Source organism: Gordonibacter sp. RACS_AR49 (assembly GCF_030418435.1).
Classification (GTDB): domain Bacteria; phylum Actinomycetota; class Coriobacteriia; order Coriobacteriales; family Eggerthellaceae; genus Gordonibacter; species Gordonibacter urolithinfaciens.
On the sequence record NZ_JAIUDM010000001.1, the window covers coordinates 516,586 to 529,239 of the forward strand.

Annotated in this window: 10 protein-coding genes; 1 reads left to right on the forward strand and 9 read right to left on the reverse strand. The window is 63.1% G+C overall.

The genetic code is table 11. The features are described from left to right. Positions 1-50 precede the first annotated feature (50 nt). The 5 genes from nrfD to LB310_RS02235 form a co-directional block, all read right to left on the reverse strand. Positions 51-944 (reverse strand): NrfD/PsrC family molybdoenzyme membrane anchor subunit, encoded by an 894-nt coding sequence (gene nrfD, locus LB310_RS02215; protein WP_087190083.1) that lies wholly within the window; start codon positions 942-944, stop codon positions 51-53. A gap of 6 nt (positions 945-950) precedes the next feature. Beyond that, positions 951-1,493, reverse strand: coding sequence for a 4Fe-4S dicluster domain-containing protein (locus LB310_RS02220; protein WP_087190043.1), 543 nt, complete (start codon positions 1,491-1,493; stop codon positions 951-953). Then, entirely contained in the window at positions 1,493-3,694 is a 2,202-nt protein-coding gene (locus LB310_RS02225) for a molybdopterin-dependent oxidoreductase (RefSeq protein ID WP_278805353.1), read from the reverse strand. The genes LB310_RS02220 and LB310_RS02225 overlap by 1 nt, the downstream gene beginning before the upstream one ends. A 50-nt stretch (positions 3,695-3,744) precedes the next feature. After that, positions 3,745-4,425: a molecular chaperone TorD family protein gene (locus LB310_RS02230; RefSeq protein ID WP_157005634.1), complete on the reverse strand. Its 681-nt coding sequence runs from the start codon at positions 4,423-4,425 to the stop codon at positions 3,745-3,747. Positions 4,426-4,498: 73 nt separating this feature from the next. Further along, positions 4,499-5,260, reverse strand: coding sequence for a ferredoxin-like protein (locus tag LB310_RS02235; protein WP_157005636.1), 762 nt, complete (start codon positions 5,258-5,260; stop codon positions 4,499-4,501). Between the two features lie 389 nt (positions 5,261-5,649). Between LB310_RS02235 and LB310_RS02240 the strand changes: the two genes are divergently transcribed. Continuing rightward, positions 5,650-7,788 carry an aldehyde ferredoxin oxidoreductase gene (locus tag LB310_RS02240; RefSeq protein WP_278805354.1) on the forward strand — a complete coding sequence of 713 codons (2,139 nt, stop codon included), beginning with the start codon at positions 5,650-5,652 and terminating at the stop codon, positions 7,786-7,788. Between the two features lie 184 nt (positions 7,789-7,972). Here LB310_RS02240 and LB310_RS02245 read toward each other — a convergent pair whose 3' ends face one another. Genes LB310_RS02245 through LB310_RS02260 form a run of 4 tightly spaced genes read right to left on the reverse strand, consistent with a single transcriptional unit; the run spans position 7,973 to position 12,653 of the window. Continuing rightward, the gene (locus LB310_RS02245; protein WP_278805355.1) at positions 7,973-8,695 is read right to left on the reverse strand and encodes a ferric reductase-like transmembrane domain-containing protein; all 723 of its coding nucleotides are present in this window, start codon (positions 8,693-8,695) and stop codon (positions 7,973-7,975) included. Positions 8,696-8,699: 4 nt separating this feature from the next. Next, positions 8,700-9,425, reverse strand: a complete 726-nt coding sequence (locus LB310_RS02250) for a molecular chaperone (protein ID WP_157005642.1) — start codon at positions 9,423-9,425, stop codon at positions 8,700-8,702. A gap of 59 nt (positions 9,426-9,484) precedes the next feature. Next, positions 9,485-10,150, reverse strand: a complete 666-nt coding sequence (locus LB310_RS02255) for a 4Fe-4S dicluster domain-containing protein (RefSeq protein ID WP_087190050.1) — start codon at positions 10,148-10,150, stop codon at positions 9,485-9,487. A 13-nt stretch (positions 10,151-10,163) separates the two neighbouring features. Beyond that, positions 10,164-12,653 (reverse strand): molybdopterin-dependent oxidoreductase, encoded by a 2,490-nt coding sequence (locus tag LB310_RS02260; protein ID WP_278805356.1) that lies wholly within the window; start codon positions 12,651-12,653, stop codon positions 10,164-10,166. Position 12,654 lies beyond the last annotated feature (1 nt).

A 12,654-nucleotide genomic window follows, 5' to 3' on the forward strand; every position in this document is an offset into this window, starting at 1 on the left:
CCCCTCGGAAGGGACGGCGCATTGCGGATACGCGTCTTGTCAGAGCGCTGCTACAGCATGGGCACCGTGATCGTCACCGGCAGGGCCGCCATGACCACCAGGAAGCGCAGCAGGAAGCCGCCTACCAGCACGCCGGCATCGGAGCCGAAGCTGATCCAGTGGGCCTTGCGGCTCTCCTCGAACTCCTTCGGGCTGAAGAACAAAAGCCATGTCTCCAGTGCCGTGGGCAGCACGAGGCCGATAAGCACCAGGCCGATCCAAAACAGCGGCGCGTACTGGCCCACCAGCAGGCTCATGACCGAGTTCCAACCCGCAACGGAGTTGAAGCTGGTAATGAACATGAGCGAGGCCACCAGCACCAGCTCGATGATGGGCAGGCAGAAGTGGAACTTCTTCAGCACGCCCACGCGGTTGAACTCGTCCGCATGGCGGATAACGGCCACCAGCAGCACGCTGGCAGCGCCGGCCGAGACGGCCGACACCAAAAACAGGATGGGCAGCAGCGCGTTGTTCCACAGCGGGAACGTCTTGCACACGCCCAAGAGCGCGCCGGTGTACACGGCCACGCACACCGCGAACACCACGCCCACGATGTCCAGCCACACCGGCACCGACTTCTTAAGGAAGTCCAGCACCACCACGACCAGGGCCACCACGGTGAAGCCGCCCAGGAACACGACGCCCCACGTCATCACGGAGCCGAAGTTCGTCAGCAGCAGCGCGAAGCGCAGCGGGTTGTGCAGGCCTCCCTCGGCATCGAACATGAGCAGCACCAGGCCGATGATGACCGCGATGGGGGCGATGAGGTGCCCCACCTTGCGCATCGACACGGCCTCGGGATGGCGCCAACCCAGGAAGGCGGAGGTGATGAACGCGCCGCCGCCCAGACCGGCGAGGAACAGGTACCATGCGATGATGGCGCCCCAGATAGGTTCAAAAGACATCGCTCATCACCTCACGTAGAATACTTTGGATTTGGTCAGGTCGCCCGCTATGGGCTGGGCGTTCGTCGCGGCGATCTCCTTCGAGATATCGCTTTCGGGATCGTCCAGGTCGCCGAAGATGCGGGCGTTCGTCAGGCACGCCTCCACGCACGAGCACATCTTCGTGCCGCTCGTCTCGGCCGACACCGTGCAGAAGCGGCACTTGTCAACCGTGCCCGTCTTCTCGTTGTGCACGCGAACCTGGTAGGGGCAGGCGGCCATGCAGTACTTGCAGCCGATGCAGCGCCCCTCGTCCACTCCCACGATGCCGTCGGCACCGATGAAGGCCGCGCCCGTGGGGCACACGGCCACGCAGGGAGCGTCCTCGCAGTGCATGCACTGCAGCGGCACCGTCTCGATGGCCACGTTGGGATACGTGCCCGTCTCGTGCTCCTCGTAGCGGATGAAGTCCTGCGTGGACAGCAGGTCGTTCTGGCGCTGGCAGGCCACGCGGCACGCGTAGCAGCCAATGCATTTCTTGGTGTTGATGAGCATTCCGTAACGGGCCATTACGCACCTACCTTCTTAACGGTCACGACCGCCTCCTGCGTGCACGCGCCCCCGTAAGCCGGCTCCAAATGGAACGGCACGAAGTCCATCTGGCGCAGGCCCACCTCGTAGGCGGTGTGCTGGTCGGGCGACGAGCAGCCGTAGTGGCTGGGCATGTACAGCGCCGTGGGGTTCATGCGCTGCGTCACCTTCGCGCGGACGCGGCCCGTGTGCTGGGGGTTCGACACCTCCACCTCGTCGCCGTCCTCGATGCCCAGGCGCTTGGCCACGTCGGCGTTTATCCAGACGCGGGTCAGGTCGTAATCCTTCGTGATCTGCATGAGGTCTTCGATGTTCGCGGTCTGCGTGTGGCTGTGGATGGCCTGCTTGCCGCCGATGAGCCGCAGCTCGTCGCCCATGGGCATGACGGCCGGCTCCACCCACACGGGTGCGGCCGACAACCCCGCCTTCTCACACGCTTCGCTGGTGAACTGCACCTTCTCGGTAGGCGTCTTGAACTTCGGCGCCGTGCCGTAGGCGAATTCCTTCTCGGGGAAGTGCGCCGTGCCCGTCTGCTTGAGCGCATCGAGCGAAAGGCCCACCGTCTGGAGCTGCGCGTCGGCCAGCTCGTCCACGCCGAAGCGGAAGTACTCGCCCACGCCGCACGCCTCGGCCAGCTCGGAGAATATCCGGTCGACCGGCTTCGTGTTCGGATGCACCACGTCGATCACCTGGTCGCGCAGCGCCACGGCCGGCACCTTGCCGCCGATGAACTCGGGCAGCTCCAGGCGCTCCAGGTAGCTCGTGTCGGGCAGCACGTAGTCGGCGAGCATCGCCGTCTCGGACATCTGCACGTCCACGACCACCATGAGGTCCAGCTTGCCCAAGAGCTCGGCGAGCTTCGCCGTGTTCGAGTAGCCGGCGGCCATGTTCGAGTTGTAGAAGAACATGCCCTTCACGGTACCGTTCTCGGCGGCCTGGGCGGCGGCGAGGTTCGTGCCCATGCTCGACAGCGCGAGCGGGTACTCGGCCGCGCCCACCTGCTTGCCCTCGGGCTTCTTCGGGTCGGCGAAGCGCTCGTCGGCCAGCTTGCCGGCCGACACGCTGGGCGTGAACAGGGCGCCGCCCTTCTCGTTCCAGCAACCCAAGAGCGTGTTGAACAGGCAGATGGCGCGCGCCGTCTCGCCCGAGTTCTCGTACGAGCAGCCGAACGCACCGCGCCAGCTGGGCTCGATGGAGGCCGCGGGGGCCGCCTCGGCGAACTCCATGGCCAGGCGCGCGATGGTGTCGGCCGGGATGCCCGTGACGCCCTCGGCCCACTCGGGCGGGTACTCCGCGAGCTCCTTGGCCCACTCGTCGAAGCCGACGGTGTTCGCGGCCACGAACTCCTTGTCGTAGCAGCCGCGCGTCACCAGCACGTTGCTCATGGCCAGCACGAGCGCGAGGTCGGTGCCCGGGTTGATGGGCACCCATTCGTCGGCGAACACGCGGCTGTTGTTGCAGCGCGGGTCCACCAGCACTATGTGCGCGCCCTTCTCGTGCGCCTTCTGCAGCGCGACCACGGAGCTGGGGCGGATGGCGTCGGCGTAGCTGCGGCCGATGAACATGGTCATCTTGGAGTTCGCCACGTCGGACGAGTAGCTGCCCGTGCCGATGGCCTGAGTCATGCCGCTTTCCTTGGACAGGTTGCAGGCGGCGCCGTGCGTGTACACGTTCGCCGACCCCAGCGCGTTCATGAAGCGCTTCGTGTAGTACTTGCCGCTGGGGCGCGGGTCCTGCACCATGGCCAGTGCCTGCGGGCCGTCGGCGTCGATAATGGCGCGCACCTTCTCGGCAATCTCGCTGTACGCCTGGTCCCACGAGATGGCCTCGAACTTGCCCTGCTCGTTCTTCTTCAGCGGGTCGGTGAGGCGATCCTCCGAATAGGCGATCTGCGAGTAGCCGTAGCCGCGGGCGCAGAGCTTGCCCTTGGAGTAGGGGTGGTCGGCATCGCCGATGAGCTTCGTCAAGCGGCCGTTGACCACGTAGGCCGTGTAGCCGCATTTGCTCGAGCAGGCGTTGCACAGCGTGTGGACGGTCTTGGTCTCGCCGCCTCCCGATGCGTCATCAGCATGCGCCTGCTCCCAAGCGTCGAAGCCCATATAGCCGGCTGCCGCCGTGAGCGCAACCGCCCCAGCGCTGCCAGCCAGGAAGCTTCGCCTGGTTATAGCGTTTTCTGACATAGCTGTTTCCTCTCTGTATGCATGCACGTGAGTTCTCTTATCGTCGGCGCTCATGCGACCACCGCATCGGCGGTCGTCTGCTGCGCGCGAATGGCCAGGATCACGTCGACGAGCCCGATGTAGAAGCGGGCGTCGTCCTCCAGGGCCAAGAGCCGCATGCGGTACGCGGTGAGCCAGGCGAAGCGCTCCGCGAGGAACTGCCGGGCCTCCTCCCGCATGCCGGACCGCAACATCACGGCCACGAGATCGAGCTCGAGCGCCAGGTGGTCGGGGCACGCCGAGAACGCCGGCGGCACCTCCATGCCCAGCCGCTCGACCAGCTCGCGCAGGTAGTGCGCCGAATCTCCCAGGTACAGCCCCTGTTGCTGCGAGAACGGAGCGGGCGCGGCCCCTGCAGACCACGTGCGGTAGAGCGACTCCACCGGCACGGCGGACTCGGGGAGCCCTCCCGTGAAGTGGCGGGCGGCGAAGGCCTGCTTCTCGTCGTACGTCGGCGGCGCGAACAGCGCGTTCACCTCGCCCGACGACAGGAACTCCTGCAGCGGGCAGCGCTTGCGCGCCCGTGCGAGGGGGGCTGCCTGCACGCCCAGCTCGTCTGCCTGCATGACGCGGCGGGCACCGTCGAGGAAGTCCGACCACAGCGAGCTACCCACCAGCTGGCTCCAAGAGCCCTCGTCCACGGGGCCGAAGCACTGGGCAAGCACCGAGAACACGGCCTCGTCTTCCATCATCGCTCATCCTCCTTTCCGTTTTCGCTGCTTTCCGAGCCAATGGCACGGAAAGCGGGGGCTGCACCGGGCGTCATCACGCCTGCACGAGGGTCGTCGTCCTCACGACGCCCTGGTCGATGACCTTCTGCGCGATATCCTCCCAGTCGATGAACTTGATGGCGCCGTTCGGGCACTGCTCGGCGCAGCGGCCGCACGAGATGCACTTCGTGGACACGCCCGTCTCGGAATCCACCACCGGCATGTTCCACGGGCACGCCTGGCTGCACATGCCGCAGCCGATGCAGCGGTCGGCGTCCACCTTGCGCGCACCGGACTTCTCGTCGGCGTAGATGGCATGCACGGGGCAGTAGTTCATGCACGCGGGATCCTCGCACTGCTTGCAGTGCTCCACGGTGAACTCGCAGTTGCCGTAGGCACCGTCGGTGCTGCCCACGTTCGTGCCGAAGTTGTAGTTGGGCCACACGCGAACGCGCGCGATGTGCTGGCAGACGCGGCCGTCGTTCTTCAGCGTGCACGCCATCTCGCAGCGCTGGCAGCCCGAGCAGCGGGCGCGGTCGGTCACGATCATCTTCGTGGGCGTCGTGCGGATCTCGATGCGCCCGGAGGCGATGGACTTCGACGTCACGCCCCACGAGGCCAGCACGCCGCCGACCACGAGGCCGGCAACGCCGCAGCCCGCCATGGCCAGCACGCTGCGCCGCGTGAAGGTTTTGCTTTTATGATCCCCCTCGCCTGCCACGTTCTCGGGCGCGGGCGCGGTTCCGTTCGTCGCAGGCGCGCCGCTCGGGACGCCCTGGTCCTCGGAGGTGTTCTGGTGCAGATTGGAATCTGACATAGCCTGGTGCTCCCTCCCTCACTTAAGTTCCGTGAGTGTCGTTTCCGTATGCCTCCCCCGCCGGCGCGCTCGTGCTCGCTCGTCTCACCGCCGTCGCCTTCGCGCGGCGGGCGTGCGCCCTCGGGGTGGCTGCGCTCGGCTCGCTTCCGATTCGCGGTACCACACAACACTTGGAAGTATGCCGTGCACCGGATGGATGCCCTCCCCTCTTTGAGGGAATTCTGCTTCCTGAACGGCGATTTTACGGAATTACCCCCAAAGAGGGTATACCCTGGGCGCGCGGGTCGGCATACTGGCGGCACGACGATTGTTGTCAGCGCTCGCATCGCGGCCGACGGTTCCCGCACAACACGAACCTCAGTAGTCTATCCAAGATTTGGAGATGCAACATGGCTGACGAAACATCGTACGGATGGGCCGGTAAGATCCTCCGCGTCAATCTGAGCACCGGCTCGGTCACGACGCAACCGACCGACCCCTACAAAGAATATATCGGAGGAATGGGCCTGGCGAACAAGATCATGTTCGACGAGGTTCCCGCCGGCACCGATCCCTTCTCCCCCGAGAACAAGATCGTCTTTGCCGTAGGCCCCCTCACGGCCTCCGGCGTGCCCCTGGCCGGCCGCACCACCATCTGCTCGCTGTCCACGTTCTCGAAGGACCACCTCATCGTCGATGCCCACTGCGGCGGCATGCTGGGCGCGAAGATCAAGCTGGCCGGCTACGACGCCATCGTGGTGGAGGGCGCCTCCAGCAAGCCCGTGTACCTGAACATCAAAAACGACCAGGTGACCATCAAGGACGCCTCCGGCGTGTGGGGCCTGGGCACCCGCGCCGCCACCGAGGCGCTCTGCCGCAAGGAGAGCGTGCAGGCCTGCGTGGCCGCCATCGGCCCCTCGGGCGAGAACCTCACGCCGTACTCGTGCATCATCAACTCGCGCAACCACTCCGCCGGCGCCGGCACGGGTGCGGTCATGGGCTCGAAGATGCTCAAGGCCCTCGTCGTGGAAGGCGACGGCTCCGTGAACGTGAAGGACCCGCAAACCGTGGCCAACCTGTCCGACTACATGCTGCGCGAGATCATCGGCTCGAACAACAACCACGTGGTGCCTTCCACCCAGCAGGAGTGGGCCGAGTACTACGACAAGGGCTCCCGCTGGACGGCGCGCAAGGGCCTGTTCTGGGAGGCCGCCGAGGGCGAGCCCATCGAGACGGGCGAGCCGAAACCCGGCGAGATCAACACCGTGGGCTACCGCTGCATGAAGTCCACGAAGGACCTGGGCGAGGCCGCCTCGAAGTACACCATCAAGATGAACGGCTGCCACAGCTGCCCCATCCACTGCTATTCCGACCTGCGCGTGGAGGGCACGAAGGAGACCACGGGCTACGAGACCACGGGCAACACCTGCGCGGCGAACTTCCCCGTGAGCGTGTACATGGAGCCCTTCCTGAAGATGGGCCTGAAGGACGACGGCGACCTTTCCATCCTGTGGGACACCACCACGTCCAACACGATGGACAACCTGGGCCTGTGGTGCAACTACGCCCAGCTCTACCGCGACATCGCCTACTGCCACGCCAACGGCGTGTTCAAGCGCGTGCTGCCGGCCGACGAGTACGCCTCCATCGACTGGGGCAAGTTCGACGCCGATCGCCGCGACCCCACGGTCATGATCGAGATCCTCACGAAGATCGCGCAGAACGACTCCGAGATCTCGTATCTGGCCCACGGCCCGTACGTGTGGTGCGAGCGTTGGAACGAGCAGGCGTGGTTCGACAACGCGAAGTCCACGCTCATCAACTACCGCGGCTGGCCCGTGCACCACGCCATCGAGTGCTTCGGCCAGGTGGGCGCCGTGTACAACATGATGTTCAACCGCGACGACATGATCCACTCCGCCGTGAACTTCCAGGGCTGTGGCCTGCCCTTCGAGCTGAAGCAGCAGATCGCCGAGGAGGTCTGGGGCGGCGCCGACGCCATCGACCAGGACAAGAACTACACGCCCATGAACGACCACAAGGCGAACTTCGCCTGGTGGAGCCTCGTGACCGACGTGCTGCACGACTCGCTCACGCTGTGCAACTGGGTGTGGCCCATGACCATGAGCCCTACGAAAGCTCGCAACTACCGCGGCGACCTGGACCTGGAGGCCAAGTTCTTCAAGGCTGTGACCGGCGAGGACCTGACCACCGACGACCTGTACCAGGCCGGCGCCAAGATCATGACGCTGCAGCGCGCGAACACGGTGCGCGGCATGACGAAGGCCGACGGTACGCTCGGCAACAACGACCTGCGCGCCGACCACGACGTGATCACCGCCTGGGCCTTCGACAAGGATCCGGACAAGAAGCCGTTCACGGAAGGCACCGACAAGATGGACCGCGACGACTTCCAGACGGCGCTCGGCATGGTGTACGGCAAGTTCGGTTGGGACGAGAAGCTGGGCTGCCCCACGGCCGCCTGCCTCGACGCGTACGGCATGACCGACGTGAAGGAAGAGCTGCAGTCGCTCAACCTGCTGCCGTAAACTGACAATCCCGAGCAGGTGCCGGCCTCCCCCTCCTTCCCCTTTCCCGGCGTCTGCACCCTTATACATGCAGAAGGCCCCGACGATGTCGGGGCCTTCTGCATGGAGGCGCGGGGGCTGTATCAAAAGCCTCGCCTCGTCGTCTCTCCCGGGGCGAGCGTAGGGCAAGAGCAGAGCACTTGCCCTACGAGGCGGTCCCCTGTCGGGCTTGCGATCTGGGGTCTTTGATACAGCCCTCTGATTCCCGCTTGGCGCGAGCCACGCGCAACACGGCATACGCGCAGAACACGACCGTGTAGACCGCTACGCTCTGCACGGCTGCAGCGCCACCGCCGAGAGCGCTCGGCAGGAGCATGGCCAGCACGTGCACGTACGTCAAGCCGAAGAACACGTAGGCCCACTTCTGCACCTTGACCCATATCTGCTTGCTCATACGCGCCTTCACGGAATTGAACGACGTGACGCCCAGCACGACCAGCAGCACGGTGATAGCCGCTGCCACCGCCAACCCGACGGCGACGAAGGGATTGACGCTACCCGCCCCCATCACGCGCGGCACGTACGACAGGCAGTACGCGACAATATGCCCGCATACCAGGATGCATGCGATGACGGAAAGCTCGGCACGGATGGGCATGAGATGCTTGCGCGGCCCCGAATCGCGCGGGAGCGCGCCGATGAACATCACCACCGCGAACAGCGCAACCGCAAGGGTGCCCTTTTGCAGCAGCAGGAACAGCGCGCTGCGAACCGGAGCCGGCAACGGCAGCCAGCCCTGCAGCCCCGCAACGTAGAGCACCATCAGGATGCCCGCCGACACGTACCACGCCGCCGGTGCCTTCTTGATGGCCGGTTTCAGCAGAAACACCACCGCTGCCGTGCATGCAAGAACAATCAGAAACGTCATGCGATCACCCCTTGCAGAGCGCAGAGCTCACAATTCCAATATCGGCTCCCGTTTCGGTTGCCAGTTCGCCCAAATAGCGCACACCCAAACGGGCAAATGCACGATATTCTCCCAAGCGGCTGAAATCCGCCACTTTCTGCATGAAGGCAGGAAGCCACTTCAAAGCATGATTGTTGGCAAACAAGCACAGACGGTCGCGCCATTCCCTCTCGGCGTCACCGTCTCCAACTCGAAGCGCCTCGCCGATACAAGCGTGTAGATGCGCCAGAAACTCGAATTCGTGGAATACGCTGTCGACAGGTTCTCGGCACAGGTCGACCGTGACCACGCCCGCTGCTGCCATGCAGCGCTCGACGTCCATCGAAATGCGGGTTCGGAACAGCGACGGAGCTCCTTCGGCGCCCACCATACGATGTAAAAAAGGACTCTCGTAGGGCCAAATCGGCACGTCGACACCAGGTGCCAGGAAAAGGCGGCTGTACTCGCGTCGCAACAGCCCTTCGTCGGTTTCAGCGAAAGCCGCAGCACAGCGACTTGACAAGCGCGCATCGCCCGCCGATTCCCTGCCACACGCATCGACGATGCTCGCACGCCAATCATCGAGAAATGTCCCGTCGGAAAGAGCTTGGGCGAGCTTACCGTCCGGAAAGGAGAAACCAGTCGCCAGAAGTGATGCGAGGTCGGACAAACCTACAGCCCGATGAAGCTTCCATTCGATGCCTTCACCCATATGAACACTCCAACTATCGGGGAGCCGTCGCGCACAGCAGGACGCGACGGCTCAAACGGCTACTTTGTGAGATAGAACACATTGGGGCTGGTTCCCGCCGATTCGCGCAACTTGTAGTAGCTGCGCCCTTCGATGGCTTTCGACACATCGGACTCTGGGTCGTCCAAATCGCCCCAGAACCGGGCGCGACCCATGCACAGTTGCATACACGCCGGCACTTCGCCACGGTCGACCAGATTATGGCAGAACGTGCACTTTTCCACCGTGCCAGCCTCGTGCGTCGGTGCATCGGCCTCGCCCACCACAACATCGAGATAATACTCGGGCGCACCTTCGTTTATCGATCGCACGTGATCGTACGGGCATGCCATCATGCACGCGCGGCAACCGATACACAGCGAGTTGTCGACATATACGATGCCGTCAGCGCGTTTCTTCGTTGCACCTGTCGGGCATACGCTCAGGCACGGGGGATTGTCGCAGTGCTGGCATTGCACTGGCAGGAATTCCAGCATGCAGTTTGGAAACTCGCCGAACGCATTATCGTTGGCAGTAGCGCCATGCACGACCGCTGTGCCGAAATCGTCCGGGTTGGCGCTCGTCCTTGTATACACCGTGTTGTAGGTTATATCCTTGGGCAGATTGTTGGCGATCTTGCATGCCGTGGCGCATGCTTGGCAGCCAACGCATCGCTCGAGGTCGATAGCCATACCATATCGAGTCATAGTATCAGTCCTCCTACAGCTTCTCGACGGCAACGGCCTGGTCGAAGTAGCACTGATTGCGCGTCACCTGGTTGTAGTCGTTAAACGAGATGGTTGCGAAATCTCCATCGATGTGCTCGCGCGTAAGGAAACTGCGCGGGCAGTTGATGGTCTTGGGCGCTTGGCCGGCGTTAATGGTGGCCAACAGCGTTACCGAGCCCCTGTCATTGTAGAGGCGCACGGTATCGCCCTCGGCAATCCCCAGCTCCTTGGCGTCATGAGGATTGAAACGCGCAACTGGCTGCCTCTCGTATTCCTTCATGTAGTCCACATCCCACCACTGCGTGTGGTTGCGTGTGCGCATATGCTCGCCAAGCACGGAGTACGGATACTTCTCGCGAATGGGCGCTTCCAGGTTTGCCTCACGCGCCGGCTCCCAGTACAGAAGCAGGTGCTCCTTGCTCTCATCGACTTCTTGGCCCAGGTTATACTCGGGAACGACCTTTTCCGTCCAAAGCTTGGCACGGCCGTTCTGGTAGAAGAATTTACCACCTAGAAGCGGATTGTCCTTGAGTTGGTGATTGCGGGCAATCTTCGTCTCGCGCAGTGATTCGTATGTGACACCCTCCTTCTTTGCCACGGGACTGTCGAGCCACAGGGAAATATAGTCTTTTTCGGTGAAGTCGAAGAAATCACCGAAGCCCATGGCCGTTCCAATCATCTTGTAAATGTCGAAGTCGGGCTTGCTTTCGTACAGGGGCTCAATCGCCCTGTCGTTGTACAGAAGGTACGGCATGTTGTACGAACGAACGCGCACATCTTCGCACTCGAACCAATGGCAAGCTGGCAGCAGGATATCGGCATACAGGGCCGTGTCGCTCATGGTCATTTCCTGGACAACCAAAAACTCTATCTCCTGCAGCGATTTGATGGTCTCGTTCTGCTCGGTCTGGTTCGACACGATGTTGGTGCACGAGCAGTATAGGCTCTTCAGCGGGAACGGTTTGCCCAGGAATTCCTGGTCGTGGACGATGCCGTACAGCGCAGTCCAGTTGATATCGCGACCGGGACCCGCAGGCTTTTCGCCTTTGGAGCTAGGCTGGTTTATGCAGCCCTTTGAGTTGCTGATGCCGAAGCTGCCACCGCCGGAAATGACGCCTGCGGAAGGCTTGCCTATGTTGCCCGTGATAAGCATGAGGGTAAAGATGGCGTCATAAGTGTAGATGGCATTGAAGTAATGGTTCAAGCCCTGGTTCATGCCGGTGAGCACGGGGCCCTCCTGGCCATACATGCGCGCAAGGCGCTTGATGTCTTCGACGGGCACGCCACAGGTCTCAGAGGCGCGCTCGGGTGTCCAAGCGGAAATAGCTTCGAGAATCATGCTCCACACGGGACGGATACTAAAACCTTCTATCTCTTCGGGGATACCCTCGAGCGCAGGCATTTCGGCTTCCGAATAAGGCTTGACGGACTGTGTCGCCTCGTCCCACACCACTTCAGGATCAATGACGGTAGGTTTGCCCGTCATAGCGTTCACCGGGCCCTCCGTAGCCGGAACACCCAAATCGCTCATGCGCAAGAACGTGTTGTCTTCTTTCACCAGGAAAGGAGCCTCGGTATGGGCCCGCAAAAATTCGGAGTCCTGCCAGCCCTGGGCAATAACTTCGCTCAAGATGCCGAACACAAGCGCACCGTCGGTTGCAGGATGGACAGGGACGTACCAATCGGACTTCGCTACATTGGTGTTGTACTGGATATCGATGGTGGTAAGCTGCGCGCCCGCCTCCTTCGCATCAAGGTAGAGGTGCATCATGCGCTTGCAGGAAACGGCGGGGTTGCAGCCCCAGATGACGATATGATTGGCGCCGCTCCATTCTTTGGGGGACACGAACGCAGCGCCAGGACCGAACATCTTCGACATGGCCGACTGGAACGCGATGTCGCGATCGGGAAGCACGCTGCAAGCGCCCATGACGGTCTGCAGGTGCTGCATGACCGACCCGTCGGCTGTGCCACCGCCTAGCACGGCCGTGTTGCCACTGCCCATGAAGAAGGCGATGGATTCCGGACCGAACTCCTCGCGATAACCCTTCCATTTGTCAGCGATCTCCCTGATGGCCTCATCCCAGGAAATGCGCTCGAATTCACCAGCACCACGCTCGCCCACACGGCGCATAGGGTATTGCAGGCGCCCGGCGCTGTAAACGCGAGCAGGGTGGCTTAAACCCTTCGGGCAGATATGTTCGTAGAACGGCTCTTCCTCGATGCGACCAGCCGTAGTGCGCACAATCTGACCGTCACGCACGTGCACGTTCAGATAACAGCCCTGAATGCACTGAGAGCGGCACGCACCTGAGAAGATCTCCTCAACGCCGGCTTTCGACGAGTCGGCCGCATGTGGGGCGAGTCCCTTGGCAGTAGCCGAGCAACCGGACAGAGCGCCGGCAGCAGTGAGGGCCGCGGCGCCCGCGATGAACGAGCGGCGGGTGAAGCCGCTGGATTTGCTGGAAGTAATGTCGGTCATT